Origin of the sequence: Collinsella aerofaciens (genome assembly GCF_028206995.1) — a bacterium.
Classification (GTDB): Bacteria; Actinomycetota; Coriobacteriia; order Coriobacteriales; family Coriobacteriaceae; genus Collinsella; species Collinsella aerofaciens_AQ.
Genome location: NZ_JAQLFL010000004.1, coordinates 142,338 through 168,782, shown reverse-complemented (window position 1 = coordinate 168,782; position 26,445 = coordinate 142,338). Strand labels below are relative to the sequence as shown.

Genomic DNA, 26,445 nt, shown 5'->3' with positions numbered 1-26,445 from the left:
AATGCCCGGCCCGTCGGGGCCACGCGGTACGTTGTAGAAGGCGGCTCGCTTTTCGGAACTGGGCTGATATTTCTTGATGTAAGGCGCTCTTGGTCGTTATGGGGCGGAGGGATTCCGCGTCCGCCTTTTCGGCGGCCGCGCTCCGCTGCGTCGCTTCGCTCCTTGCGTGCTGCGCTGGAAAACGCTTCGCGTTTCCTCAGCTCCGCACCCTTGCGGGTTCGAATCCCTCCGCTTGCTCACAAGAAAAGCCTCCCGATCGGCTATGCGTTCGAGAGGCTTGTTTCTTTGGCTGGGACGGAGGGATTCGAACCCCCAACAGCCGGCACCAAAAACCGGAGTTCTACCGTTGAACTACGTCCCAATGTATGGTGTTGCCCAAAAGCAACTCGTTTAGTTTACCTAATCTGCGAGGGCATCGCAAACGCCGTCGAGCAGGCGTACGGCGAGTGTCTGCGCGTCGCTGGCCGTGAAGGTGCCGTTGTAGCGCGTCATGCCCGTGAGCTCAATGCGAATGCGTGCCGGCTTCTGCTGCGCGGCGACATTGGCAGTGCGGATGCGCTGGGCCAGGTTGTGGCACTCGGCGAGGGCGATCGTGGCGCGCGGCGCTGCATCTGCGGGCAGCTCATCGCTTGCGATCTCGAGCACTAGGTCAACGTCGGTTGGGACCTCGGAGTCGCAGAGCATCATGCCGCTGTTGTCGGTCGTTGCCGTGGCGATATTCCACATGCGCGACGCAACGCTGCGTGCGATGGGGTCCTCGCCGATAACGGCAATCTGGAAGCGCTCGAGCACGTTGGCGGCGCGAGCAAAACCGATACGGGACTCGGCTTCGGTGACCGAGGGCTTGCCCTCCCACACATGGTGCAGGCGGTTGATGTAGGCGTAGGTGTCCTGGAAGGCCATGCCGTCGGCAAACAGGCCGACATTTTCCTGGAACTGCTGCAGGGCGGCCTCGGTATGCGGACCAAAGTAGCCGTCGTCTTCGCCACAGGCAAAGCCCAAAACGTTGAGAGCGCGCTGCAGGGCCTGCACATCGGCGCCATGGAAATTGGGCATGCGCAGATAGAGGGTGCGGTCGCCCAGCTTATACGAAGCGTCTACAAGGGCGCTCCAGCAGGGGATATCGACGGCATGACCGGCAGCAAGGCCGCTGTCGAGCCTGAAGGTGCTGACGGCCTGCTCAGTGGTGGCTCCAAAGTACTTGTCGGTGACTTCGGCGGCATCAATCGTGTAGCCGAGCTGCAGGAGACGAGACTGCACGTCCTCGACGGCTGCTCCTTGCATGCCCGTTGTAATAGGTTCCATGAACGAACCCCTTTCGGCGTACCATTCGTACTATTTGAGCGTGTGTCGGATAGACAACGCAAAGGGATGCATAAACATGCACTCAACAGTGTAGCAAGTTGTACCCAAATACGCTGCTGACAGGTTTTATTACCCCCGCTAGTTAAGGCGCTCCACAAAGAAATCTGCCATGGAGAGGAACAGCTCGCGTGCGTGCGGATCAAGCTCAACGTTCTCGATGGCCGCTTTGGCCTTAGCGGTCAGGTCGAGCGCGTAAGTGTGGGCGTAATCGATGGAGCCGGTCTCCTGGAAGATCTCCACGGCGCGTGCGAGCTGCGCGGGATCATCGGTGCCCGAGGAAAGAATCGCCTCGACCTCGTCGTGGTGGCGCTCATCAGAGAGGGCGTGTACGGCGACAAGCGTGCGCTTGCCCTCGGTGATGTCGGTGCGGAAGTCCTTGTTGGCGGCTTCCTTAGTGCCGACAAGGTTGAGCAGGTCGTCCTGAATCTGAAAGGCAAGGCCCGTGTGCAGGCCAAAGGCGCGCAGCGCTTCGATTTGCTTATCGCTGCCACCGCCGATAATGGCTCCGGCGGCAAGCGGCGTGGCTCCGCTGTAAAACGCGGTCTTGTGTGTCGCCATGTCCAGGTAGTCATCAACCGAGATATCAAAGCGCCCGTCCCGGACCCAACCCAGGTCGAGTGCTTGACCCTCGATGGTGCGGACGATCATCTCGGTAAGCTCGTGGAGCACGCGCAGCTTCACGTCGGACTCCAGCGTAGGGTCGTCGAGAACCGTCTTGGTGACCATGGTGAGCGCCAGGTCGCCACAATTGATGGCAAGGCCCGTGCCCTCGGTAAGGTGCATGCAGGGCTTGCCTCGACGAAGCTGTCCGTTGTCGGCGATGTCGTCGTGGATCAGCGCGCCCGACTGGAAATGCTCGATAGCTGCCGCGGCGCTGCGGGCGCTCTCAAAGCTGCCGCCCACTGCGGTTGCGGCGAGCATGCAGATAAGCGGGCGGTGGCGCTTGCCGGCGTTGGCCGTAAAAGCCGAGAGCGGCGCGTACAGGTAGCGCTCGATATCGGCAGAGGTCGCCTGTCCGTCAAAGAACGTGGCCAGATAGTCGTTGATCTGGTCAAAGTGCTGGGCTAAAAAGCTGGTAAACGGACTGGACACGGGTTCTCGCATTCTTTCTTAGGTTGCATCGTTGCGGTGTGCAGATACCATATTGCCACATCAGGGCGTTTGGCGCGGCAGTTTTGGCGATTTAGGACAACGGGCGTGCGTTTGATGGAGCGCGCCTAAATCAGCCTAAAATGCTCGAGCGCCGCAACGACACCGTCGTGATCGACGGTGTCGGTCACGTAATCGGCCTTATCCTTGAGATAGTCTGGTGCGTTGCCCATCGCAATGCCGACATCGACGGCGTTCATCAGCGAGACGTCATTGCTGGCGTCGCCAATGCCGTATACGGTTCCGTGGTGGGGATCGAGGGCGTCGAGTACAGACTGGATGCCCCCGCGCTTCGTGCATTCGCGGGGCGAGATTTCGGTTACCTCGAGTTCGAGCTCGTTAAAGCACAGCAGCGGCTCAAGTGCCTTATCTTGAGCGATGTGGTTGGCGAGCGATGTAGACATCAAGATCTTGTAGACACTGTAATGTTGCAGCTGCGTGACTGCGTCGCCCAGGGTGCGCGCGTATCCGGGAGCATCGGGGGCATCGGCACTCATGCGCACGACGCCGTTGAGGCCCTCAAAGCGGATGACCTCGCCCGATTGCTCAAGGTAGGGGGCAAGACGCTGCAGCATACTGGGCGTCATCGACAGATCGCGAATTGTGTGTCCGTTGATCTCGGCGTAACCGCCCGCAAGACAGACGATGCCGGTCCAGGGCAGCTCAAGAAGTTTGGGGTGGATGCAGCTGAGGGTGCGCCCTGTGCAGATGAAGGCCATGTTGCCGTTGGCGACAAACTCGCGGATTGCCTGCGAAACCGCCTCGTTGGGATAGGGGGAGAGGTCCCGCTCGTCTTCGGGAAGGTCTTGGGCGAGCCTGGGGTCTTGCCAGGCGAGCGTTCCGTCGATATCGAAGAAGCAAATATCGCCGCGCTTATGGGCTGCGCTGGCGGCAGGGGAGGCCGAGGTGGTGGGCACAAATTCCGGCTCGAGGCCCATGATCTGGTCAAAATGCTCTTTAACGCGGGGAACGGAGATGCCGATAATCACCTGGGCGGTCTTGCCCGTAATGATGAGGCCCTTGGCGCCCACCGCGACAAACGCCGCGTTATCTGCAACGATGGAAGGGTCTGCGACCTCGACGCGCAGGCGCGTGGCGCAGTTGGTTGCGCCCACGATATTGCCAACGCCACCTAAAAGCTGAATTACCCGCTCAGCGAGGACGTGATCTTGATCGGATCGACTATTGACCTCGTCATTGGGAGATTGCTCTTTGGCAAAGTCGCTTCCCGTTAAACAATCGATTGCCGCGCGATTGACGACATGATCCTCGCGGCCCGGTGTCTTAAGGTCATAGACCAAGATGAGTGCTCGAAAACTAACAAAAAAGATGAGGCTAAAGGCAAGGCCGATACCGAGCGCCAAAAGATAGGCACCGGCATGCGTGCGCATGAGCGGAATAAAGTTGAAGGCTGCCATCTCCATCAGGCCGCCCGAGAAGATGCCGACGATGCCAAAGAGATTCATGGTTGTGGCAAGGCAAGACGATAAGACGGCGTAGAGCAAAAAGAGCCCGGGGTGGGTGAACATAAAGAGAAACTCGAGTGGCTCGGTAACGCCGCAAACCACCGAGGCGATGATGGCGGGAACAAGGATGACCCTGAGGCCGGCGCGGCGCTCGGGTTTTGCGGTGGAGTAGAACGCAGCTGCGATGGCAGGAAGGCCAAAGAGCTTGACCCAGCCGGTGGCGGTAAAACCGGCCCACGGCGCAAGCTCATTAAGGGGGCGCGTGCTATGGGAGAGGATGGGGAGCAAACTGCTCCACGTGGCGTAGATGCCGTCGTTAATGACCAGGTTGTCGTAGTAGATCGGCATGTAGAGCAGGTGGTGCAGGCCAAAGGGCTCGAGTGCTCGTTCTAAAAAGACAAAGATGCCCACGCCAAAGGGACCGACGCCTGCAAGCGCGTGACGCAGCGTATCGGTTACATCGTATACGTAGGGCACGATGGCGGCCGAGATAGCAGCAAGGGCAAACACGGCAAAAAAGCTGATGAGGTAGACCAGCGAGGAGCCCGAGAAGGTGCCGAGCCAATCGGGAACCTTGGCATCGTAGAAGCGGTCATGGATGGCGACGACGGTTGCCGACACCGCCAGCGGGCCGATAATGCCGGTGTCGAGCGTCTTGATGCCGTCGATGATGGTGATGCCGCTAGCGGAGGTCAAAGACGACGGGTACTTAAGTCCAAGATTGTCTCCGCTCAGCTTAATGATTTCGCTCAAAAAGAAGCAATAGGCAAAATAGGCGACGAGAGCCTCGAGGCAGCAACGAGCCGGTTGTTTTTGGGCAAGACCGATGGGCAGCGCTACGGCAAAAAGGAGCGGGAGGCGTTTAAAGACCGTCCACGAGCCGCGCTGGATGATGGTCCAAAAAACGTACCAAGGGGTTCCGTATACGGCGAGATCGCCGACGATGTCCGCAGTCGTTGCGAGAGCGGAGACGCCGACCATGAGGCCTGATATAGAAAACAGCATGGCGGGCGCGAACATTGCCCCGCCAAAGCGTTGGATTTTTTGCAGCATGTTCTGCCTTCCGAATATCGAGGCGCGTTGCGCGTGGGGAAACGTTTAAACAATGGATTCATTGTAGAGGACCAGACGATTGTCGTACCGGCAGTTTTGAGCGAAACCGATTTGGGCATGACAGAAACCGTCAACGGTTAAATCCTGTCGCTTTACCGATATTCGGTTTAAACAACTTTAAGAAATGCTATCGTGCCTAGCCGGAAATGAATAATGTAGAGGTGAAACAATGCCAAAAGCGATATACGAAGGAATCTACCGAGAAATACGCTCGCGCATCATTAATGGGACCTATGCGTTTCAGGAGATGCTGCCAACCGAAGCCGAGCTGACCGCGGAATTTGGCTGCACGCGCAATACCGTCCGCCGCGCTTTGAGCATGCTGGCCGACGGGATGTTTGTGCAGCCCATACACGGCAAGGGCGTGCGCGTTATTTGGCTTAAGGGCGAAACCGACATGTTGGGCGCACTCGAAGAGGTTGAGTCGTTTGGCGAGTTTGCAAAGCGCAACAATGCCGTTGCATCGACGGACGTTAAGTCTTTTGAACATCTGGTCTGCACCGAGCAGCTCTCTCGTCGCCTGGGCTTTAGGGTGGGCGAGGAGCTTATTCGCGTAGTGCGTGTCCGAAGCCTCAACGGCAACGCGCGCCAAGTGGACCATGGCTATTTTTTGACGTCGATCGCCAAGGGCCTGACCCCCGAGATCGCGGCAGATTCTATTTACGGCTATCTGGAGCACAAGCGCGGTGTCAAAGTGATGGCGAGCCGTCGTACGGTGAGTGTCGAGCTCGCCAACGATGAAGACTGCAGCTATCTTGACCTCGGCAAATACAACTGCGTTGCCGTCATGGAGAGTCAGTCGTACACCTCGGATGGCATCTTGTTTGAGGTGACGCACACTCGCACACACCCCGAGATCTTCCATTACCGCGTCAATTCCAAGCGATAGCCGGCTAGCTCGCAGCCTGACGAGACACATGCCCTCAAAGAGAAAACGCCCGGTCAAACCGACGATGCATCGGCTTGACCGGGCGTTTTCTCTGCATTCGATAACAAATAATTGTTTATACAAAACTTGTCAAGTATCAAGTTGAAATTACCGTTCACCGAAGTTTTTCTACCGCTCTAGTAATACTTGTTCAAACAACTAGCCAAATAGCGTATCGTACAAATCAGCAAAAGGGGCAAAGTCCCCGAGCCAATCTCCGAAGGCGGCGGCAAAGGGTGCCGCCACGGTGTGAAAGGGTGGATTGTAATGAAGAACGAAATGAGCAGAAGGCAGTTCCTGGGCTTTGCTGGTTCCGCGGCTGCGGTTCTTGGTCTGGGTCTCGTGGGCTGCGGTGGTTCTGCCGGCTCCGGCTCCTCTGCTTCTGGTGACGCTGCCGAGGTCTACTTCCTCCAATTCAAGCCCGAGGTCGACAAGGAGTGGAAGGAGATCGCCAAGGCCTATAAGAAGGAGAAGGGCGTCGAGGTCAAGATCGTGACCGCTGCCTCCAACACCTACGAGGAGAAGCTCAAGTCCGAGATGTCCAAGAGCTCCGCTCCGACCCTGTTCCAGGTCAACGGCCCCACCGGCCTTAAGAACTGGAAGGATTACTGCGCCGACCTGTCCGATACCAAGCTCCGCGGTGAGCTCATTGACGACTCCCTGGCTCTGCAGTCCGATGGCAAGGATCTGGGTATCGACTGGGTCCAGGAGAGCTACGGCATCATCTACAACAAGCAGCTGCTCGAGAAGGCTGGCTACAAGGCCGAGGACATCAACTCCTTCGACAAGCTGAAGGCTTGTGCCGACGACATCCAGGCCCGCAAGGACGAGCTTGGCATTGAGGGTGCCTTCACTTCTGCTGGCATGGATGACTCCTCCAGCTGGCGCTACACCACCCACCTCGCCAACCTCCCGCTCTACTACGAGTTCGAGAAGGAGCACAACCAGGAGGACGACGAGATCAAGGGCGAGTATCTCGACAACTTCAAGCAGATTTTCGACCTGTACATCACCGACTCCACCTGCGATCCTTCGCAGCTTGCCTCCAAGACCGGCGACGACGCCACCAACGAGTTCGCAACCGGCAAGGCCGTCTTCTATCAGAACGGCTCCTGGGCCTACGCTGACCTCACCAAGGCCGGCATGACCGACGATCAGATTGGCATGATGCCCATCTACATCGGTGTCGACGGCGAGGAGAACCAGGGCCTGTGCTCCGGCGGCGAGAACTACTGGTGCGTCAGCTCCCAGGCTTCCGAGGATGCCCAGAAGGCCACCGAGGACTTCATGTATTGGTGCGTCACTTCTGACACCGCCACCAGCATCATCGCTGACAAGATGGGTCTGACCGCCCCGTTCAAGAGCGCCAAGGAGACCACCAACGTCTTCTCGCAGCAGGCCGTTGCCATGGCCAAAGACGGCAAGAAGACCGTTGCTTGGGACTTCGTCTATATCCCCTCTGAGGAGTGGAAGAAGAACCTCAAGCAGGCTCTGATTGCCTACGCTGCCGATAACAGCAAGTGGGACGGCGTCAAGAACGCCTTCGTCGATGGCTGGAAGACCGAGAAGGCTGCTTCCGAGTAAGCAGTTGCTGCCCAAGCTATCTGATTAGCGACAGGGGGCGGGCAGACGTTGGTTTGCCCGCCCCCTGCATATTGAAAGGACCCTTCTATGGGCAAAGCACTCAAGCGCTGGTGGCCGCTCTTTATGCTGCCCACGTGTCTGGCGTTTATGATCGGGTTCGTGATTCCCTTTATCCAGGGTTTCTATCTCTCGTTCTGCCAGTTTATTACCATCAACAACACGCACTTTGTCGGTATCGAGAACTACGTGCGCGCACTGTCCGATCCGCAGTTTGCCACATCGTTCTTCTTTACCGTGGCGTTTGCCTTCCTGTCGACGGTGCTCATCAACGTGATCGCCCTCGCCATCGCGCAGGCGCTCACCCGCAAAGCGCTCAAGGGCACCAACATCTTCCGTACGATCTTCTTTATGCCTAACCTGATCGGCGGCATCGTGCTGGGCTACATCTGGCAGATTCTGATCAACTGCCTGCTCTCCAACGTGGGCGCCCAGCTCATCGCCCTTAACTCTGCTGCTGGCTTCTGGGGCCTTATCATCCTGACCCTGTGGCAGCAGGTCGGCTACATGATGATCATCTACATCGCTGGTCTGCAGTCCATTCCGTCCGACTACATCGAGGCCGCCAAGGTCGACGGTGCCACGGCATGGCAGACGTTTTGGAAGGTTAAGATCCCTAACCTGATGCCGACCATCACCATCTGCCTGTTCCTGTCCATCACCAACGGCTTTAAGCTGTTCGACCAGAACCTCGCCCTTACCGGCGGCGCCCCCGCGCACTCCACCGAGATGCTCGCCCTGAACATCTACAACACGTTCTATTCGCGCGCCGGTATCGCATGGCAGGGCATTGGTCAGGCCAAGGCGGTTATCTTCTGCATCCTGGTCGTGGCCATCTCCATGATCCAGCTTAAGGCCACGAGGTCCAAGGAGGTGCAGCAGTAATGAAACGCGATAAGGTTATCAACCGCGCGCTCTCGATTTTCTTTACGATCCTGTCGCTCGCGTGGATCTACCCTGTGTTTATGATCGCGCTCAATTCCTTTAAGAAAGCGACCGCAATCAGCACCACCACGGCATTCGATCTGCTCACGCCCGAGACGTTCAACGGCCTCGCAAACTACATGCACGCCCTTAACGAGCAGGGCTTTGCCTCGGCATTTATGTACTCGCTCATCATCACGGTCACGTCGGTCGTGCTGATCTTGGTGTGCTGCTCCATGTGCGCTTGGTACGTGGTTCGTGTCAACAACAAGATCTCGAACTTCTTCTATTACCTGTTCGTGTTCTCGATGGTCGTGCCCTTCCAGATGCTCATGTTCACACTGTCCAATTTGGCGGACCGCATCGGCTTCAACACGCCGTTCAACATCTGCTTTATCTACCTCGGCTTTGGCGCGGGCCTGGCGGTCTTTATGTTCGCCGGTTTTGTAAAGAACATTCCGCTCGAGATCGAAGAGGCGGCCATGATCGACGGCTGCAACCCGGTCCAGGTGTTCTTTAAGATCGTCCTTCCCATCATGAAGCCCACCTATCTTTCGGTCGGCATTCTCGAGACCATGTGGGTCTGGAACGACTATCTGCTGCCCTACCTTACGCTCGACTCCACCAAGTACAAGACCATTCCTATCTTGATCCAGTACTTCCGCGGCGGCTACGGCCACGTCGAGCTCGGCCCCATGATGGCCTGCATCATGATGGTCGTTATCCCCATCGTTATCATGTACATCCTCTGTCAGAAGTACATCATCGACGGCGTGGTGGCAGGTGCCGTCAAGGGCTGATGCCGTAACTGTTTTGCAAGTTTCTGCGGCGCCCCTCAGCGCGGTGCCGCATATCGAAAGGTAGAGACATGGCCGAGATCGTTCTCAAACATGTTCAGAAGGTGTATCCCAACAACGAGTCAAAAAAGAAGGGCTTCTTTGGCAAAAAGAAGAAGACCGAGGAGAAGAAGCACAACCTCAAGGTTACCGAGGACGGTGTGCTCGCTGTAGAGGACTTCAACCTCACCGTTCACGACCAGGAGTTCGTCGTCCTCGTTGGCCCCTCTGGCTGCGGTAAGTCCACGACGATGCGCATGGTCGCCGGCCTGGAGGACATTACCTCGGGCGATGTGCTCATCGACGGCAAGCGTGTCAACGACGTGGCGCCCAAGGACCGCGACATCGCCATGGTGTTCCAGAGCTACGCTCTGTACCCCAATATGACGGTGTACGAGAACATGGCATTTACGCTCGAGCTCAAGAAGGTTCCCAAGGACGAGATCGACCGCAAGGTTCGCTCTGCTGCCGAGATTCTGGGTATTACCGAGTACCTCGACCGTAAGCCCAAGGCGCTCTCCGGCGGCCAGCGCCAGCGTGTCGCTATCGGCCGCGCCATCGTGCGTGACCCCAAGGTCTTCCTGATGGACGAGCCGCTGTCCAACCTGGACGCCAAGCTTCGTAACCAGATGCGTGCCGAGCTCATTAAGCTGCGCCACGAGATCAAGGGCACGTTCATTTATGTTACTCACGACCAGACCGAGGCCATGACCCTTGGCGACCGTATCGTGGTCATGAAGGACGGCGTCGTCCAGCAGATCGCCACGCCGCAGGAGGTCTTCAACCATCCCGCGAACATCTTCGTCGCCGGCTTCATCGGCGTGCCGCAGATGAACTTCTTCGATGCCCAGCTGGTGCGCTCGGGCAACGGCTTTACCGTCAAGACCGAGGATATGAACGTGGCGCTCGCCCCCGAGACTTGCGCTCAGCTTGCCCTCAACTGGGACGGCGGCGACGTGAAGGAGATTACGGCCGGCGTGCGTCCCGAGCAGATCCTGCTTGCCGACAAGGGCGAGGAGGGCGCGCTCCAGGGTACCGTCGAGGTGACCGAGCTCATGGGCTCGACCGAGCATGTCCACGTGACCGCTCCCGACGGCCAGTTTGTCCTGATTATCCCCGTCGTCGACCTCGAGGCCAAGGGCGCGCTCAAGGCTGGCGACACCATCTGGTTCAAGTTCGAGAAGAACGCGACCCACCTCTTCGATAAGGTCTCTGGCAAGAACCTTATCTAGGCCCGGTGCATCCGGACCCTCCCTTTGGGCGACTGCGGTATTGCCATCCTTTTGCCGCGGTCACATATAAGGCTCCCCTCCCGTCCGCTGGGCGAGAGGGGAGCCTTTCTTTGTGTTGGGGTTGTCCATCGGCCAGTTTGTCTTGATTTGTAACAGGTAGGGCCGATTTCGGACGCTAGGTGTTACAGATCGAGACAGTTCCGCTGAGCTGACCATTTCATCTAAATCTGTAACACCAAAGGTGAATTTCAGCTGCTAGATGTTACAGATTGAGATAAACCCAAGGGGGGCCGGTATGTCTCAATCTGTAACAGCTGGGGCCGTTTTTACCGAGTAGCTGTTATAGATCGAGATTCTTCGGTCGAGTCGGGTCACAGGGTAGCGTGCGGGCACAAAAAGCGGAGCCGCGTTGCCACGACTCCGCTTTCAAGAGGATGGGTAAAGGAAACGAAATTAGCTCAGGTGCCAAATCTCGTCGTTGTACTGGGAGATCGTGCGGTCAGACGAGAAGGTGCCGGCGTTGGCGATATTGATGAGCGTCTTGCGCATCCAGGCGTCCTGGTCCTCGTAGTCGGCCAACACGTGCTCCTTGGTCTGGATGTACTCCTCGATGTCGAGCAGGGCCATAAACCAGTCCTTGCCCTTAATGTCATCGTGCAGGCGCTGCAGGCGCTCGACGTTGCCGGTCGCCATAAAGGCCGGGTTGGTGATGAAGTCCACCAGCAGTTTAATGCCGGGCTTGCGGTAGAGCACACCGGCGTCATAGGTGCCGTCGGCATAGAGCTGCTCGACCTGTTTGGACGAGGCACCAAAGGTATAGATATTCTCGTCGCCCACGAGCTCGGCAATCTCCACGTTGGCGCCGTCGAGCGTGCACAGGGTTAGGGCGCCGTTGAGCATGAACTTCATGTTGGAGGTGCCGCTCGCCTCCTTGGAGGCCAGGCTGATCTGCTCGGAGATATCAGCGGCGGGGATCACGCGCTCGGCGGCGGTGACGTTGTAGTTCTCGATCATGACGACCTGCAGGTAGGGAGCCACGTCGGGGTCGTTTGCAATCCACTGCGACAGCGTCAAGATCAGATGGATGATGTCCTGCGCGATAGTGTAGGCAGGCGCCGCCTTGCCGCCAAAGATGATGGTGACGGGGTGCTTAGGTCTGTTGCCGTTCTTGATATCGAGGTACTTCCAGATGATGTAGAGCGCGAGCATCTGCTGGCGCTTGTACTCGTGGATGCGCTTGACCTGGACGTCGATGATGGCGTTGGAGGGAATGGTCACGCCCTGCTCGAGCGCCATGAACTGGCGCATGATGGCCTTGGCCTCGACCTTGGTGGCGGCCAGGCGCTCAAGAACGTCCTTGTCGTCGGCGAACTTGGCGAGTTTGCTCAGATCGCCGGTGCTGCGCCAGTCGGTGCCGATCACATCGTCGAGCAGGCTGGCGAGCGCGGGGTTGGCCCCATGGATCCAGCGGCGGAAGGTGATGCCGTTGGTCTTGTTGGAGAACTTCTTGGGATAGATCTCGTAGAACGGATGAAGCTCGGTGTCCTCCAGGATCTTGGTGTGGAGGGCAGCTACGCCGTTGATGGAGAAGCCAAAGTGGATGTCCATGTGGGCCATGTGGACGGTATCGTGTTTGTCGATGATGGCGACGCGCGGGTCATCGTGCTCGGCCTTCGCGATCTCATCGAGCTTGACGATAATGTCGGCGATGGCAGGGGAGACCTTCTGTAGGCTGGCGAGCGGCCACTTCTCGAGCGCCTCGGCAAGAATCGTGTGGTTAGTGTAGGCGACCATGGAGCGTACGATGGTCACGGCCTCGTCAAACTCGATGCCATGCTCGGTGGTGAGCAAGCGAATGAGCTCGGGAATGACCATGGTGGGGTGCGTGTCGTTGATCTGGACAACGGCGTAATCGGCCAGATCGTGCAGGTTGCTGCCGCGCTCGACGGCCTCGTCGATCAGGAGCTGGGCGGCGTTGCTCACCATGAAGTACTCCTGATAGATGCGAAGTAGGCGGCCCTGCTCGTCGGAATCGTCGGGGTAGAGGAACAAGGTGAGGTTCTTGGCGATCTCGGTCTTGTCGAAGTCGATGGAGCTGCCGGGGACCAGGCCGTCGTCGACGCTCGCCAGGTCGAACAAACGCAGGCGGTTCTTGGTGGGCTGGCCGTAACCGGGCACATCGATGTTGACGAGCTTGGAGGTAACGGCAAAATCGCCGAACTCGACGGTGTAGGAGCGGTCATCGTCGACTAGGATGTCCTGCTCACCGAGCCACTCGTCGGGGACGGCCTTCTGCTGGTTGTCGACAAAGCGCTGACGGAACAGACCGTAGTGATAGTTGAGGCCCACGCCATCGCCGGTCAAGCCCAGCGTGGCGATGGAATCCAGGAAGCATGCGGCCAAGCGGCCCAGGCCGCCGTTGCCGAGTGACGGCTCGACCTCGAATTCCTCGATCTTGTTGAGGTCGTGGCCTGCGGCGGTGAGCTGGTCCTTAACCTCGTCGTAGATGCCGAGGTCGATCATGTTGTTGATGAGCAGCTTGCCGATCAAAAATTCGGCGGAAATGTAATAGAGCTTTTTCTTGCCGTTGTTGAGCGGGCAGGTGGCAGAGCGCTCCTGCACGAGTTTGACCAGCAGCTTGTAAATGCGACGGTCGTCGAGCTGCTCGAGCGAGGTGCCAAAAGACTGCTCGGCGAGTTCCATGAGGTTAATTTGGGGCATGTTTTCTCCTGTGATGGGTTGTTTCATGTCTGCAATTCATAAGAAGCCCGCGCGAGGGGATTGGGGTGGCCTCGCGCGGGAAAAGCAAGCGCGTCCGCACGGTGGGGAGGGGTCGGGCGCGGTAGCTCCTATTGAGGAAGCTCGATTTCGGCTTCCGACGGGATACGGAAGTAGGTCTCGGTCCAGTCGGTGAGCTTGTGCTCGAGCTCGCGGGTGATGGCGCCGTCGAGCATGCGCCAGGTCCAGTTGCCGCCCAGCGTGGCAGGGGTGTTGATGCGCGCCTCGTTGCCCAAGTTGAGCAAATCCTGCATGGTGTAGATGCACGTGTCGCTCACGCTGGCGGCGATGGTGCGATTGAGTGCATCTGTCATGGGTTCGCCGGCCTGCTGATGGGTGTACAGGGCTGCCTGCTCGCGCTGACGCGGGGTAGCCGTTCCCTCAAACCAACCGCGCGCCGTCTCGTTGTCGTGGGTGCCCACATAGGCGACGGTGTTGGCGATGTAGTTATGCGGCAGGTAGTACGAGTTGGTGCCCTCAAAGGCAAACTGCAGGATCTTCATGCCGGGGAAGCCCGAGTTGTCGCGCATGTCGATGACGCCGGGGGTGAGGAAGCCCAGGTCCTCGGCGATGATGGGCAGCGTGCCGAGCTTTTCCTCGAGCGTCTTGAAGAACTTGAGGCCGGGACCCTGCGTCCACGAACCGTAGGACGAATCGGGCGAGGAGAACGGCACCTCCCAATAGGCCTCGAAGCCGCGGAAGTGATCCAGGCGGATGACGTCGTACATGTCGAGGGCGGCGCGAATGCGGCCCTCCCACCAGGAGAAGCCGTCGGACTCCATGGCGTCCCAGTCGTAGATGGGGTTGCCCCAGTACTGGCCGGTGGCCGAGAACTGGTCGGGCGGCGTGCCGGCGACGCTCACCGGATTGCCGGCGGCGTCGATCTTAAAGAGCTCAGGCGTCGCCCACATCTCGACGGAGTCACGCGAGACATAGATGGGCAGGTCGCCGATGATGAGAATGTCGCGCTCGTTGGCATAGGCCTTGAGGCGGCTCCACTGGCGATCGAAGAAGTACTGCGTCATCTGGTGGTAGAGCATACGCGCCGGATGGTCGGCGCAGACCTTGGCGGAAGCCTCGCCGCGGGTACGGAGCTCCGCGGGCCACTCCCAAAACGCCTTGAGACCGCACTCCTCTTTGACGGTCATAAACTCACAGTAGGGGATGAGCCAGTCCTCGTTGGCCTGGATAAAGTCATCGAAATCGGCCGGCTTGTCGGCAGCAAAGCGCTCAGCGGCGCGGTCGAGAATCTGACGGCGGCCGCCAAAGATAGCACCGTAGTCGACGTTACTGGGGTCGGATCCCAGATACACGCCATCGATATCGCGCTGCTCCAGATACCCTGCCTCGATAAGCTCGGCAAAGTCGATAAAGTTGGGGTTGCCTGCGCGGGCCGAGAACGACTGATAGGGCGAATCGCCATAGCTGGTCGTCGTAAGGGGCAGAATCTGCCAGTAATGTTGTTTGCACGAGGCGAGAAAATCGACGAAGTCGTAGGCATTCCAACCAAAGCCGCCGATTCCGTATGGTCCGGGCAGAGATGAGACGGGCATGAGGACGCCGCTTGCACGCTCCATGAATGCGCTCACCAACCTTCTTGTTGTGGGGTCGGCCTGCCGATGGGTGTGCAGTCCGCCTCCGATGTTCTGATTCGATACGCCTATTGTAAAACATGTTGTTTAAACATGTACAGGTAAGATAAAAAAGTTGGTCGATTTTCGGCGAATGGTTACATGCCATGAAAAAGCCCCGACCTCACAACGTGAGATCGGGGCAAGAGCGGTATGTAGGTTTTTGCTACTCGGCGTCGGCGAAGCCGTTGGGGTTGTGGCTCTGCCAGTTCCAGCTATCGCGGCACATGTCCGCGATGTCGTACTGGGCCTTCCAGCCCATCATACGCTCGGCCTTGGAGGCATCGCACCAGTTGGCAGCGATGTCGCCGGCGCGGCGCTCGCGGATCACGTAGGGCAGCTCCTTGCCACAAGCCTTGGAGAAGGCGGCGACGACCTCGAGTACCGAGGTGCCGGTGCCGGTGCCCAGGTTAAAGATCTCGACGCCGGTCTTGCCGTTCATCCAGTTAAGGGCGGCAACGTGACCAGAGGCCAGATCGCACACGTGAATGTAGTCGCGCACGCCGGTGCCGTCGGGGGTGGGGTAGTCGTTGCCAAAGACCTGAACGGCCTCGAGCTTGCCCACGGCAACCTGGGCGACATAGGGCACCAGGTTGTTGGGGATGCCCTTGGGGTCCTCGCCGATCAGGCCCGACGGATGAGCGCCGATGGGGTTGAAGTAACGGAGCAGCACGACGTCCCACTCGGGGTCGGCGGTATGGACGTCCATAAGGATCTGCTCGATCATCCACTTGGTCCAACCATAGGGGTTGGTCGCGGGCTTCTTAGGATCCTCCTCGGTGACGGGCGGGTTGTCCGGGTCGCCGTAGACGGTCGAGGAGCTCGAGAAGATGATGGACTTGCAGCCATGGTTGCGCATGACGTCGATGAGCACCAGGGTGTTCTCGATGTTGTTGTGGTAGTACTCGACGGGCTTGCTCACCGACTCGCCGACGGCCTTAAAGCCGGCAAAGTGGATGACGCGGTCGATCTGATGGGTATCGAAGATCTTGTTCATCGCATCGCGGTCGAGCACGTTGGCCTCGTAGAAGGTGAGGTTCTTGGCGGCCTCGTCGCCCACGATGGTCTTGACGCGGTCGACGGCGACGGCGCAGGAGTTGGAGAGATCATCGACGATGACGACCTGGTAGCCACCTTCGAGCAGCTGAACGACGGTGTGCGAGCCGATAAAGCCGGCGCCACCGGTAACGAGGACGCAGGTGTCTTTGGGGTCGAGTGCTTTGGACATGTAGTCTCCTATCGAATCAGGAACACTTCTTCAGGGGAGTATAGCGCAGGCAGGGACGCCCAAATCGTGCGCTGTGGGAAAAGCAGAGGATTGTGCTAACGTACTCATCAGAAGAGCTTGCGTACGCATAACCTGATCTTTGGCATTTGCTTACGAGCCGCTGACCTTGTAGTTTCCTGCCGTTCGTGGAAATCGTTGGGACGCGCCATATGTACGCTAATATGTATGAGTTGAGCGACATATAAATAAACATGTAACGGAGTACATATGTCACCAAACAGCGATTCCATCCTTTCCCAGGAGCTCTCGCGCCGCACTGCCCTCAAGGCCCTGTTCGGCGCCGCTTCTGCGGCAGTTCTTTTTGGCCTGCCCGCTCGCGCCCATGCGGCGGAGGCTTCCAAAGAAACCACCGATAAACTGAATGCCGCCCAGGCCCAGCTCGACGAGGTTCAGGCCCAGCTCGACAGCATCGCAAATGAGTATGCGGCGCTGGCCAACAAGAATGCCCAGACCCTCAACGACATCGAGAATGTCCAGGGCAAGATTGACGACACGCAGGCCCAGATCGATGAAAAGAAGGCCGAGCTCAAGAAGAAGCGCAACGACCTTTCCGATCGCGTGGCCGCCAGCTACAAGTCCGGCGGCACGAACATCCTGTCTTTGCTGCTGGCCTCTGGCTCGTTTGAGGAACTCGTCGCCAACGCGCATTACGTTGAGAAGATCAACAAGAGCGACCGCGATGCCATCGAGGATATCCAGACGATTCAGGCTGAGCTCGACGCACAGAAGACCGAGCTCGAAGCACAAAAGGCCGACCTGGAGAAACTCAAGGACCAGCAGACGGCTCAGATGCAGGATATGCAGGCCAAGCAGCAAGAAGTCCAGACCGTGCTGAACGGTCTTTCCGACGACGTCAAGGAGCTCATGGCTCAGCGCGATTCCGAGATCCTCGCTGCCGCCCAGGCCGAGGAGGCTGCTAGGAAGGCTGCCGCTGCCGCGGCTGCCGCGAACAAGAACAATTCCTACTCGGGTGGCTCAAGCTCGGGTGGCGGATCGTATGCGCCTGGAACCCCGCAACAGAATGCCGGCTCGGGCAAACAGCAGGCCGTCGTCAACGCGTGCTACTCCACGCCTTCGCCGGGTCAGAACTGGTGCGCGGCGTGGGTTACCAATGTCTTCCGTAACGCCGGCGTGGGCTATTTTGGCGGCAACGCGTGTGACATGTTCAACGCCTGGTGCTATAGCTCCGACCGCTCGGCGCTACAGGTGGGCATGATTGTGGCCGACTCATCGCATAGCGGCACGGGTGCTCCGGGCCTTATCTACGGTCATGTGGGTATCTACGTTGGCGGCGGCATCGTTATGAGCAACGAGGGTGCCATTACGTCTAAGTCGCTTGACTCGTTTATTAGCTTCTATGGCACTGGCTCTGGCGTGCGTTGGGGCTGGCTCGGCGGTATTGCGCTGTCGTAGCTGCGGCTTGGTCCGGGACAGTCCGAGAGGCATAAGGTTGCCTGCTCGGGCAGTCCTGCTCGCACGGAGAGCACATTAAGTGCTCTCCGGCTCGTGCGGAACTCGCGATCAACCTTATGCCTCTCGGACTGTCCCGGCCCTCTCGGGTCCTGAGCGCGACACACCGGACTGGGTTATCTGAATAAATATGGTGAAGGCCCCTTTCGGGGCCTTCTTTGTTAAAGGAATTCGCCTACTCGGTGGACTTCGGGTTCTAGGTCTACGTTGAATTGGTCTTTGACGGTTGCCTGGATGTGGCGGATGAGTTCGTCGACGTCGGCGGCGGTGGCGTGGTCGGCGTTGACGATAAAGCCGCAGTGCTTTTCGCTTACCTGCGCGCCGCCAACGGCGTGTCCTCGCAGGCCGGCATCCATGATGAGTTTGCCGGCAAAGTAACCCTCGGGGCGCTTGAAAGTGGAGCCGGCACTCGGCATGTCGAGCGGTTGCTTGTCTTCGCGACGCTGACGGTAGTCGTCCATGTCGGCCTTGATCATCGCGGCGTTGCCCGGAGCGAGGTTGAAGGTGGCAGAAAGAACGATAAAGCCGTCGTCGGCGATGCGGCTCTTGCGATAGCCCAGGTTGAGCTCATCGACATCGAATTCGATGATGTTGCCGCTACCGCGGGTGCCGTCGTCGAGCTGGCGAGCGGGTTTGTAGACGCGCACGGACTCCAGCACATCGGCCATGCAGGCACCGTAGGCACCGGCGTTCATGTAGCAGGCGCCGCCGACCGATCCGGGGATGCCCGAGATGGGCTCCATGCCGGTAAGGCTGGCCTCGGCTGCCGCCGCGGCGACATCGGAAAGCAAGGCACCGGCTGCCGCCGTGACATGCGTGCCGTCGACCGTAATGTCGGAGAGGCCCTTGCTCAGCGCCACGACAACGCCGCGGATACCCTTGTCGCCGACGAGCAGGTCGGAGCCGTTGCCCACGATGGTGAGCGGCAGGTCGCAGCGATAACAGGTGTCGAGCGTGGCGACGAGGCCCTGCTCGGTATCGGGCGTGACAAAGACGTCGGCCGGGCCGCCGATCTTAAACGTGGTGTGCTCGCGCATGGGCTCGCTCATCAGCACGTTGTCCTCGCCGGCAACGCCAGCAAGCGCGCACAGCAGGTCCTCGTTAAAAAAGTCGTTCTCGTGCATACGAATATCCGCCTTTTGGTGGTTGTTGTCATCAATCGATTGCAATATACCCCACCCGGACGGATTTGGTGCGCTGGCGGCGATAAAACAGCCGTCTACCGGATTGGTAAAGTGTTTATCACCGAGGTAGAGGGGTAGTCGCTATACTTTCAAGAGATTGCGCGTAAACCCGGAAGGAGCGAGATGGCCAACAAAGTCACCCTCAAGCAGATCGCCCAGGAGGTGGGGCTTTCCCCCTCGTCGGTCTCGCTTGTGCTCAATAATCGGCCCTGTCGCATCTCGGAAGAAAACCGTAAACTCATCAAGGAGGTCGCGGCGCGCAACCACTATGTTCCTAACCAGATTGCGCGTAGTTTGGTCATGCGCGAGTCGCGCACGCTGGGCCTTATCGTCCCTAACATCGAGAGCCGCTTTTTTGCCTCGCTCGCCGGTAGCCTGGAAAAGCGCTGCCGCGAGGATGGCTATGCGCTCTTCATTACCAGCTCGGGTGGAAGCGCCGATGACGATCTGGAGCTGCTGCGCCAGCTGGTGACGCGCGGCGTTGATGGCGTCTTCCTGGTCGTGGGCGACGAGTTCTCCGACGACCGTGCCCTGCGCGAAGAAGTCAGCCACCTGCCCATCCCGGCCGTAATGGTCGACCGTGCCATTGAAGGGCTCGAGTGCGACAAGGTGATGTTCGACCACGAGATGGGTGGCTACATGGCCACCCGCTATCTGATCGAGCAGGGGCACCGTCGCATTGCCTGCTTGGTTAACGCGCGCCGTTCCAATACGGGGCGTAAGCGACTTGCCGGCTATGAGCGCGCACTGCGCGAGGTTGGCTTGCCTATCGACGCGCGTTTGGAGTTTGAGAGCGAGTACTACATTCCGAGTGCCTACGAGGCCTCGGAGGCGGTGCTCGCAACTGATGCCACCGCCGTGTTCGCAAGCTCGGATAACATTGCCCTCGGTCTGCTCAAGCGCTTACACGAGATGGGGAAGAGCATTCCGGGCGACATCTCGGTGGTGAGTTACGACAACTCGGCCGCCGACGTTCTCTTTGAGCCGGCGCTGACCGCGATTGAGCAGGATCCTGGTATCCTCGCGGAGCATGCTTTTGGCTGCATGTCCAAGCGCCTTGCCGGTAGGGGCGGTAGACGTGCCGAAGAAGTCGTTCTGGAGCCGGCGCTTATCGTGAAGGGCAGCGTGCTCGATCTTACCGAATGTAGCTAAGCATACTTGTTTGTTTGCATAGATTGCATGTGGAGTGTCCGCTATTTTCCGGCAGGCACCCCGGCCCTCGTCCGTGAACTCTTCCGCTGGGCGAGCCATAGACGCCGCGCACCGATAGGGTAAGGCGGCGGCTTGAAATTGGTGCTATAATCAGCTTGAGTTGTTTAATGCTAGTACGGGAGGCTGATATGGGGCTGTTCAAGAAGAAAAACCCGCAGGATGCCTTTGATCCCGATGTGTTTACCATCACGGATACGATTTTGGACCCGCCGCGGTTTACGTTTTTGCCGGCTATCTACCAGGATGCCACGCATCGCAAGTGGGCTGTGCATCAACGCGGTGGCGAGCCGAAGATTTTTGACTATGCGGACGTGTTGCAGTGCGAAGTGGCCGAGGCGGGCGATCCGGAGGCCGAAGAAACGGTCTCTAAACAGGAATTTGCCCAGCGTATCCTGGCAAATCCTGCCAAGGCAGCAAAAATAAATGCTGCCAAGCGTAATATGTGTCTTGGTATGGGCGTTGTTGTGGCGGTTCAGACGGGAAAAGACGAGGTTTCCAAATTAGAGATTCCCGTTATGACCGACGAGGTCAAACGCGATTCAAGTCTATATAAGTCGTATCGGAATGTCGCCGAGAAGATCAAGGCAGAATTTGATGCCATGGGAGGGCTGGCCTAATTTTGGCGGCATACGTTTCTGAATGAGGAGTCTGTGCAATGGCAGGCGAATCTTATGCAATTCCCCCCAAAGATCGTGCTGTTGAGGGAATTCTTTGGTATATCCAGCACCATCAGCTTGCCGGCGGCGATCGCCTGCCGGCCGAGCGCGTGCTGTGCGAAGAGATTGGCGTTTCGCGTACGGCGTTGCGTGCCGGTATCACGCGGCTCATCTCGTGTGGAACGCTTGAGAGCCGTCGCGGATCGGGCACGTATGTGTGTCCTCCCAAGCCGCTGAACATCTTTCAGGAAACATATAACTTCTCCGATGCTGTGCGGACTGCCGGCCTGCACCCCTCTTCTCGTCTGGTTTCCACCGGGACCATCGAGGCGGATAAGACGCTTGCCGACAAGCTTGGGGTGGCTGTAGGCGCCCCTTTGCTCCGCATGCAGCGCGTTCGACTTATTGAGGGCGAGCCGGCGTCAATCGAGACGGCTCACGTTAACCTGTCCCTGTGCCCATCGCTTCCCGAGCACGATTTTGAGTGCGAGAGCCTTTACGATGTCTTGCTCAAAGAAGGTGGCGTGCGTGTTGAGCATGGACGTGAGCATATCTCCATCTCGCGTTTGAACGTCGAAGAGGCCGAGCTGCTCCAGCAAGAAGAGGGAACGCCGGTGTTCTATGAGAGCACGATCGAATTTGATAAGGACATGCGTTTTGTGGAGCATTGCAAATCGGTGATTTTGCCCACAAAGTTCCGCTTTGCCGATAACGGTGAAAAGAACGGCATGAGGAGCGTGGCAGGTGAACAATGGCTGAAACAGTAGATGCCACCCCGGTTTATATGCGCATACGACGTCGCATTGAAGAGCGTATCGAACGCGGTATATATCCCACGGGTTCCATGATTCCGTCCGAAAAAGACCTCGCCGAGGAATTTGGTACGACACGCTTGACCATCCGGAGTGCTGTCGATGAGTTGGTTCGGCGCGGGCAGATTCGTCGCGTCCGCGGAAAGGGCGCGTTTGTGGCACAGAAAGTGCCCGTTGCCTACGAGCGAACAGGAGGCTTTCGCGAGTCGGTTCGTGCTTCGGGCGGCGAGCCGTCCGTCCGCATCCTCGCGCGTTCCAAGCGTTATGCGGGCCCTTATTATGCCAACCTGTTTGGCATTGCCGAGGACGATTTGCTGTATTCGATTCGGCGTTTGAACTGCGTCAACGGCGATCCCGTATCGATTGAGATGGCGTTCATCCCGTGCCTGCTGTTTCCCACAATCGAAAATAATGACGTGTCGGTCTTCAGTTTGTACGAGACCTATGAGATGCTGGGCCGAAAGCCGGTCATGGCGCAGGAGAAGCTCGATATCGAGGCACTGGGCGCGCGAGATGCCGGCCTGCTTGGACTGGAGCAGGGCGATCTTGCCTTGACGCTTGAGTGCGTGAGCTTCGATGCGAGCGGCCAGGCGATCGAGTACGTCAAGTCGTTTAACCGCGGTGATGCGGGTGGATATACCTATACGTACTAGCTGGTTTTTTGCATAACGGGCTGAAAAGTTGACGGAATTTTGATTCGTTGAGCAGGCTGTATATACAACCTTACATGGCTCAAAATCGATCGTTCGCCGAAGGGGATAAATTAATCGACAAAGAGGTATCAAAAAGCCGTAACCTGTAACTGTGATTGGTGTCAAATACTAATGATTTGTTACGAGGTGAGACGATGAAGATGCTCGATTACGTTCAGCTTGCCCATGTGCGTATGGGAGAGAACCTCGAGCGTTCGTCTGAGCTGGTAGCGCAGCTCGTTGATATTTTCCAGTCCGGTTCTTTTGACGCGCTGCGCATCGTTGCTTCGGGTTCGTCGCGCCATGCTGCGGATTGCGCCCGCGATTACCTGCAAGATGCGCTGCAGATGCAGGCGTCCGTTGTGACGCCCGAGGCCTTCGTCGATTTTGAACACACCTATCCACAGCACGCGCTTAACATTGCCGTCTCGCAGAGCGGCTATTCAACCAATACGATTGCGGCGCTCGATTACATGCGCGCACACGATATGGCTGCAGTTGCGCTCACGGCAAACGTCGAGGCACCCATCAAGGAACACGCTGACATCGTTCTTGACTACGGTGTGGGCGTCGAGTCGGTGGACTTTGTGACTCTGGGCGTCGAGGTTCTCGTTGAGTATCTGGTGCTCTTTGGTATTTACGGCGGTCAGGCGCGCGGAACGATTGACGCCAAGGGCGTTGCCCAGCGTCTTGACGACCTGCGCGAGGCTATCCAGGCCAATGCCGTGATGTGCAAGGCCGCCGAGGCATATGTCCAAGACCACATGCTCGAGCTTTCTGAGCACACGCCCGCTATGGTCGTCGGCAACGGCCCCAACTATGGTGTTGCCGAGGAGGCAGCGCTCAAGCTGAGCGAGACCATCAAGATTCCTGCCATGCATCACGAAGGCGAGGAGTTCGTCCACGGTCCCGAGATGCAGATCGTTCCGGGCTATCTGGTGTTTATTGTCGACGATCCGCAGGGGTCGGAGCGTCTTGCGAATATCGCCGATGCGCTATCGAACGTTACGACAAAAACGGTGCTGCTCACGGCCCATCCCAAGGGTGGGGCTCACGAGGTTGTGGTGCCTCAGGTGGCTCCGCTGCTCAGCGCAATTCCCAATCTCGTGTTCTTCCAGACGATTGCGGCAATAATCGCCGAGCGTCTGAAGTCATGGGGCGTTCACCCGTATCTCGATGCTGTCTCCAAGCAAATGGAGGTCAAGGCAGAGGGCTACGAAGAGTCAGTCAATGCGCTTAAGGCCAAAGCGGCTGAGTGTTACGGAATGTAAGCGGGTTTTGATGCCCGTTGGCATGGGGGATGTGGAAACAACCCCAGAAAGGAGAGACAAATGAAGGAAACCGAGAAGATCGAGATCATGCATTTCGACCAGGAGGGCTATCTCGAGGACGGCAAGGCGCTCTACGAGACCGGCAAGAAGATGACCGCGCTCGCCGACAAGGTCGCCGACGAGGGCTACGACGCCGTGTTCCTGATGGGCGTCGGCGGCACCTGGGACGAGCTCATGCAGCTCGAGTACCTCATGAACAAGTTCGGCGACCGCGACCTCGAGGTCTACCTAATCCACGCCGCCGAGTGGAACGCCATGGGCCACAAGCGCATGACCGAGAAGTCCGTCGTGCTCACCGCCTCCGAGTCCGGCACCACCCCCGAGGTCCTCGAGGCCGTCAAGAAGATGAAGGACATGGGCGTGCGCGTCTACGCCATGACCAAGCCCGAGGGCCCCATCGGCCAGGCTGTCGGTGCCGAGAACTGCGTCGCCATGGCTTCCGACCATGGTTCGGGCGGCTGCGAGAAGGGCTACTACCTCGCCGACTGCTTCGGCCTGCGCCTGCTCAACCGCCGCGGCTGCTTCCCCAAGTTCGATCTGTTTATCGAGCAGACCAAGGATATCTGGAAGGACATGCTCGACATCCGCAAGCGCTTCGAGCCGCGCGCCGAGGAGCTCGCCAAGAAGTACGCCCTGGCCCCCTACACCATGTTCATCGGCTCCGGCGCCCTGTGGGGCGAGACGATTCTGTTCTCGATGTGCATCCTGGAGGAGATGCAGTGGAAGCGCACCCGCTACATCACCTCGGCCGACTTCTTCCACGGCACCCTCGAGCTCGTGGAGCCCGGCGTCCCGGTCTTCCTGTTCATGGGCGAGGACGAGAACCGCAAGCTCGACGAGCGCGTCCGCGCCTTCCTGACCCGCGGCGTGACCGGCGACACCGACATCAACATCATCGACACCGCCGAGTTCGCGATCCCCGGCCTTGACGACGAGTTCCGCGTCATCGTCTCCCCGTGGATTCTGACGGTGCTCGTGACCGACCGCCTGGCTCGCTACTACGAGACGGTCACCAAGCACAACCTCAAGTATCGTCGCTACTATCACCAGTTCGACTACTAAAGAAAACGGGTGCGGGAACGTGCCGGGCTATTGAGAGGAACACAGAATGAGGCAGTACATCATCGCCAGCCATGCGCACTTCGCCACCGGCATCAAGGAGAGCGTCGAGCTGCTCTCGGGCGCTCGCGACAACGTCCACGATCTTTCGATGTTCGTCGATGGCCGCATGGACGTGGCCGAGGAGGCCCAAAAACTGCTGGCAGGCATGTCTGCCGACGATGATGTCGTTGTCTGCACCGACCTCTTTGGCGGTAGCGTTAACAACGAGTTCACCAAGATCGTCCAGACGCGTCCCCGCACGTACCTCGTTACCAACATGAACCTTCCTCTGCTCATCCAGCTGCTGTTCTCTGACGAGTCGGCGCCGGTTGAGGAGACGATTCGCGCCATCGTCGCTGCGGACGATACGCGCGTGAAGTTTGTCAACGATCTTTTGGTCGATGACGAGGAGGAGGAAGAGTTCTAATCCGCAGCACCTACTGACACGCCGTATGACGGCACAAGACCTTTGGGGGGTCACATTATGATTCAGCTACTTCGCGTTGACCATCGCCTGCTTCATGGCCAGGTCGCAGTTTCCTGGGTTCAGGGCCTTGGCTCCAACTGCATCTTCTGCGTGGGCGATAAGGTCGCTAACGACCCGGTGTGGAAGACGACGCTCAAGATGGGCAAGCCTGCCGGCTGCAAGCTCGTCATCAAAGATATGGAGCATGCAATCGAAGCTATCAACTCGGGCGTGACCGACAAGTACAAGATGATCATCTGCGTCGCCACTATCGCTGAGGCAAAGCAGCTTGTTGAGGGCTGCCCGCAGATCAAGTCGGTCAACCTGGGCAACACCAAGCCCAAGGACGAGAAGCGTCCCGACGCTCGTCAGGTCTCTCGTCAGATCTTCCTGACCGCGGCCGAGGAAGCCGATGTGCGCGAGATGCTGGATCGTGGCGTTGAGGTCGAGATTCGACCCCTGGCCGATGACCCCAAGGTCGACTGCGCCAGCGTGCTCTAGGCGTTCAATTTCGAAGAGTCTGAGCTCTTCGTAGTGTCCTATATGGAAAGGGGGATGTATGCTTACCCAAGCAATCCTCATCGGACTTATCGCCGCGTTTGGTAAGTTCGACTGCCAGCTCGGTACGCTCTACGCGTTCCGCCCCATCGTCCTGTGCCCGCTCGTGGGCCTGGTGCTGGGGGACCTGCAGTCCGGCCTCGCGATCGGTGCGAGTCTGGAGCTGCTGTTCATGGGCTCGATCTCCATCGGCGCCTACGTGCCGCCTGATGAGACGATCGGCGGCGTGCTCGCCTGCGCCTTCGCTATCCAGCTGGGCCAGAGCACCGAGGCAGCCATCGCGCTTGCCATGCCCATCGCCACGCTGTGCCTTGCCATCAAGAACATCCTTAACGCCGCCCTGCCGATCCTGGTCGACCGCGCTGATGTCTACTCCGGCCAGGGCAACCTTAAGGGTGTCTATGCGATGCACTTCCTGATCGGTTTGACCGGTATCATCATGGCGTTCCTGCTGTGCTCGCTGTCGTTCTATCTGGGTGCTGACGCCATCCAGGGCCTGCTCGACTTCATCCCGCCCTTTGTCCTTGCTGGCTTTGGCGTTGCCGCCAACATCCTGCCGGCCATGGGCTTCGCCATGCTCGGCCGCCTGGTGCTCACCAAGCAGCTCGTGCC

At 58.5% G+C, this 26,445-nt stretch carries 22 protein-coding genes and 1 tRNA gene; 15 read left to right on the top strand and 8 right to left on the bottom strand.

Translation table 11 applies throughout. The features are described 5' to 3' along the window. Window positions 1–286: 286 nt before the first annotated feature. From PMX60_RS04760 to PMX60_RS04745, 4 genes are all read right to left on the bottom strand, one after another. Window positions 287–361, bottom strand: a tRNA-Gln gene (locus PMX60_RS04760). A gap of 38 nt (window positions 362–399) precedes the next feature. Continuing rightward, the gene (locus tag PMX60_RS04755) at window positions 400–1,305 is read right to left on the bottom strand and encodes a peptidoglycan-binding domain-containing protein (RefSeq protein ID WP_022094145.1); all 906 of its coding nucleotides are present in this window, start codon (window positions 1,303–1,305) and stop codon (window positions 400–402) included. Between the two features lie 138 nt (window positions 1,306–1,443). After that, window positions 1,444–2,457 (bottom strand): polyprenyl synthetase family protein, encoded by a 1,014-nt coding sequence (locus tag PMX60_RS04750; protein WP_271745840.1) that lies wholly within the window; start codon window positions 2,455–2,457, stop codon window positions 1,444–1,446. 125 nt (window positions 2,458–2,582) lie between these two features. Continuing rightward, complete coding sequence (locus PMX60_RS04745; protein WP_271747073.1) at window positions 2,583–5,033, bottom strand: PTS transporter subunit EIIC; 2,451 nt, start codon at window positions 5,031–5,033, stop codon at window positions 2,583–2,585. Window positions 5,034–5,262: 229 nt separating this feature from the next. Between PMX60_RS04745 and PMX60_RS04740 the strand changes: the two genes are divergently transcribed. The 5 genes from PMX60_RS04740 to PMX60_RS04720 all read left to right on the top strand — a co-directional run bounded on the left by PMX60_RS04740 (window position 5,263) and on the right by PMX60_RS04720 (window position 10,654). Further along, complete coding sequence (locus tag PMX60_RS04740; protein WP_271747072.1) at window positions 5,263–5,982, top strand: GntR family transcriptional regulator; 720 nt, start codon at window positions 5,263–5,265, stop codon at window positions 5,980–5,982. Window positions 5,983–6,288: 306 nt separating this feature from the next. Further along, window positions 6,289–7,605 carry an ABC transporter substrate-binding protein gene (locus PMX60_RS04735; protein WP_195544790.1) on the top strand — a complete coding sequence of 439 codons (1,317 nt, stop codon included), beginning with the start codon at window positions 6,289–6,291 and terminating at the stop codon, window positions 7,603–7,605. 87 nt (window positions 7,606–7,692) lie between these two features. Then, window positions 7,693–8,547 (top strand): carbohydrate ABC transporter permease, encoded by an 855-nt coding sequence (locus PMX60_RS04730; protein WP_055285610.1) that lies wholly within the window; start codon window positions 7,693–7,695, stop codon window positions 8,545–8,547. Then, window positions 8,547–9,386, top strand: a complete 840-nt coding sequence (locus PMX60_RS04725; protein ID WP_022095055.1) for a carbohydrate ABC transporter permease — start codon at window positions 8,547–8,549, stop codon at window positions 9,384–9,386. Before PMX60_RS04730 ends, PMX60_RS04725 begins: the two co-directional genes overlap by 1 nt. 68 nt (window positions 9,387–9,454) lie before the next feature. Beyond that, window positions 9,455–10,654 (top strand): ABC transporter ATP-binding protein, encoded by a 1,200-nt coding sequence (locus tag PMX60_RS04720; RefSeq protein WP_035137764.1) that lies wholly within the window; start codon window positions 9,455–9,457, stop codon window positions 10,652–10,654. Between the two features lie 453 nt (window positions 10,655–11,107). Here PMX60_RS04720 and glgP read toward each other — a convergent pair whose 3' ends face one another. The 3 genes from glgP to galE form a co-directional block, all read right to left on the bottom strand. Further along, a complete protein-coding gene (gene glgP, locus PMX60_RS04715) occupies window positions 11,108–13,375 on the bottom strand; it encodes a glycogen/starch/alpha-glucan family phosphorylase (RefSeq protein WP_271747070.1) in 2,268 nt (755 codons plus the stop codon). A 128-nt stretch (window positions 13,376–13,503) separates the two neighbouring features. Continuing rightward, window positions 13,504–15,021, bottom strand: coding sequence for a 4-alpha-glucanotransferase (malQ, locus tag PMX60_RS04710; protein WP_271747069.1), 1,518 nt, complete (start codon window positions 15,019–15,021; stop codon window positions 13,504–13,506). Between the two features lie 208 nt (window positions 15,022–15,229). Then, entirely contained in the window at window positions 15,230–16,291 is a 1,062-nt protein-coding gene (gene galE, locus PMX60_RS04705; RefSeq protein WP_271747068.1) for a UDP-glucose 4-epimerase GalE, read from the bottom strand. A 267-nt stretch (window positions 16,292–16,558) separates the two neighbouring features. Here galE and PMX60_RS04700 point away from each other — a divergent pair, with 267 nt between their 5' ends. Next, a complete protein-coding gene (locus PMX60_RS04700; RefSeq protein WP_215673960.1) occupies window positions 16,559–17,764 on the top strand; it encodes a coiled-coil domain-containing protein in 1,206 nt (401 codons plus the stop codon). Window positions 17,765–17,982: 218 nt separating this feature from the next. Here the strand turns inward: PMX60_RS04700 and murB are convergent, their stop codons facing one another. Next, entirely contained in the window at window positions 17,983–18,945 is a 963-nt protein-coding gene (gene murB / locus PMX60_RS04695; RefSeq protein WP_271747066.1) for a UDP-N-acetylmuramate dehydrogenase, read from the bottom strand. Between the two features lie 183 nt (window positions 18,946–19,128). On the opposite strand from murB, the gene PMX60_RS04690 reads away from it, so the two are divergent. The 9 genes from PMX60_RS04690 to PMX60_RS04650 all read left to right on the top strand — a co-directional run. Further along, complete coding sequence (locus tag PMX60_RS04690) at window positions 19,129–20,157, top strand: LacI family DNA-binding transcriptional regulator (RefSeq protein WP_055310491.1); 1,029 nt, start codon at window positions 19,129–19,131, stop codon at window positions 20,155–20,157. 188 nt (window positions 20,158–20,345) lie between these two features. Further along, a complete protein-coding gene (locus PMX60_RS04685; protein WP_271747065.1) occupies window positions 20,346–20,834 on the top strand; it encodes a hypothetical protein in 489 nt (162 codons plus the stop codon). A 38-nt stretch (window positions 20,835–20,872) separates the two neighbouring features. Next, on the top strand, window positions 20,873–21,640 hold the full coding sequence (locus PMX60_RS04680; protein ID WP_271747064.1) for a GntR family transcriptional regulator: 768 nt from the start codon (window positions 20,873–20,875) through the stop codon (window positions 21,638–21,640). Beyond that, window positions 21,625–22,338 (top strand): GntR family transcriptional regulator, encoded by a 714-nt coding sequence (locus tag PMX60_RS04675; protein WP_271747063.1) that lies wholly within the window; start codon window positions 21,625–21,627, stop codon window positions 22,336–22,338. The genes PMX60_RS04680 and PMX60_RS04675 overlap by 16 nt, the downstream gene beginning before the upstream one ends. 194 nt (window positions 22,339–22,532) lie before the next feature. Next, window positions 22,533–23,648, top strand: coding sequence for an SIS domain-containing protein (locus PMX60_RS04670; RefSeq protein WP_271747062.1), 1,116 nt, complete (start codon window positions 22,533–22,535; stop codon window positions 23,646–23,648). 60 nt (window positions 23,649–23,708) lie between these two features. After that, window positions 23,709–24,770: an SIS domain-containing protein gene (locus tag PMX60_RS04665; protein WP_271747061.1), complete on the top strand. Its 1,062-nt coding sequence runs from the start codon at window positions 23,709–23,711 to the stop codon at window positions 24,768–24,770. Window positions 24,771–24,816: 46 nt separating this feature from the next. Then, window positions 24,817–25,236 carry a PTS sugar transporter subunit IIA gene (locus PMX60_RS04660; protein ID WP_148346728.1) on the top strand — a complete coding sequence of 140 codons (420 nt, stop codon included), beginning with the start codon at window positions 24,817–24,819 and terminating at the stop codon, window positions 25,234–25,236. A gap of 57 nt (window positions 25,237–25,293) precedes the next feature. Further along, the gene (locus PMX60_RS04655; RefSeq protein WP_099432286.1) at window positions 25,294–25,776 is read left to right on the top strand and encodes a PTS sugar transporter subunit IIB; all 483 of its coding nucleotides are present in this window, start codon (window positions 25,294–25,296) and stop codon (window positions 25,774–25,776) included. 58 nt (window positions 25,777–25,834) lie between these two features. Further along, the coding region (locus tag PMX60_RS04650; protein ID WP_271747060.1) for a PTS mannose/fructose/sorbose/N-acetylgalactosamine transporter subunit IIC at window positions 25,835–26,445 on the top strand (611 nt) is incomplete at its 3' end.

Bases quoted from the DNA above. Each gene is read 5' to 3' on its own strand.
- PMX60_RS04755 (WP_022094145.1), bottom strand. From the start codon at position 1,305: ATGGAACCTATTACAACGGGCATGCAAGGAGCAGCCGTCGAGGACGTG.
- PMX60_RS04745 (WP_271747073.1), bottom strand. From the start codon at position 5,033: ATGCTGCAAAAAATCCAACGCTTTGGCGGGGCAATGTTCGCGCCCGCC.
- PMX60_RS04740 (WP_271747072.1), top strand. From the start codon at position 5,263: ATGCCAAAAGCGATATACGAAGGAATCTACCGAGAAATACGCTCGCGC.
- PMX60_RS04735 (WP_195544790.1), top strand. From the start codon at position 6,289: ATGAAGAACGAAATGAGCAGAAGGCAGTTCCTGGGCTTTGCTGGTTCC.
- PMX60_RS04730 (WP_055285610.1), top strand. From the start codon at position 7,693: ATGGGCAAAGCACTCAAGCGCTGGTGGCCGCTCTTTATGCTGCCCACG.
- PMX60_RS04725 (WP_022095055.1), top strand. From the start codon at position 8,547: ATGAAACGCGATAAGGTTATCAACCGCGCGCTCTCGATTTTCTTTACG.
- PMX60_RS04720 (WP_035137764.1), top strand. From the start codon at position 9,455: ATGGCCGAGATCGTTCTCAAACATGTTCAGAAGGTGTATCCCAACAAC.
- glgP (WP_271747070.1), bottom strand. From the start codon at position 13,375: ATGCCCCAAATTAACCTCATGGAACTCGCCGAGCAGTCTTTTGGCACC.
- galE (WP_271747068.1), bottom strand. From the start codon at position 16,291: ATGTCCAAAGCACTCGACCCCAAAGACACCTGCGTCCTCGTTACCGGT.
- PMX60_RS04700 (WP_215673960.1), top strand. From the start codon at position 16,559: ATGTCACCAAACAGCGATTCCATCCTTTCCCAGGAGCTCTCGCGCCGC.
- murB (WP_271747066.1), bottom strand. From the start codon at position 18,945: ATGCACGAGAACGACTTTTTTAACGAGGACCTGCTGTGCGCGCTTGCT.
- PMX60_RS04690 (WP_055310491.1), top strand. From the start codon at position 19,129: ATGGCCAACAAAGTCACCCTCAAGCAGATCGCCCAGGAGGTGGGGCTT.
- PMX60_RS04685 (WP_271747065.1), top strand. From the start codon at position 20,346: ATGGGGCTGTTCAAGAAGAAAAACCCGCAGGATGCCTTTGATCCCGAT.
- PMX60_RS04680 (WP_271747064.1), top strand. From the start codon at position 20,873: ATGGCAGGCGAATCTTATGCAATTCCCCCCAAAGATCGTGCTGTTGAG.
- PMX60_RS04675 (WP_271747063.1), top strand. From the start codon at position 21,625: ATGGCTGAAACAGTAGATGCCACCCCGGTTTATATGCGCATACGACGT.
- PMX60_RS04670 (WP_271747062.1), top strand. From the start codon at position 22,533: ATGAAGATGCTCGATTACGTTCAGCTTGCCCATGTGCGTATGGGAGAG.
- PMX60_RS04665 (WP_271747061.1), top strand. From the start codon at position 23,709: ATGAAGGAAACCGAGAAGATCGAGATCATGCATTTCGACCAGGAGGGC.
- PMX60_RS04660 (WP_148346728.1), top strand. From the start codon at position 24,817: ATGAGGCAGTACATCATCGCCAGCCATGCGCACTTCGCCACCGGCATC.
- PMX60_RS04655 (WP_099432286.1), top strand. From the start codon at position 25,294: ATGATTCAGCTACTTCGCGTTGACCATCGCCTGCTTCATGGCCAGGTC.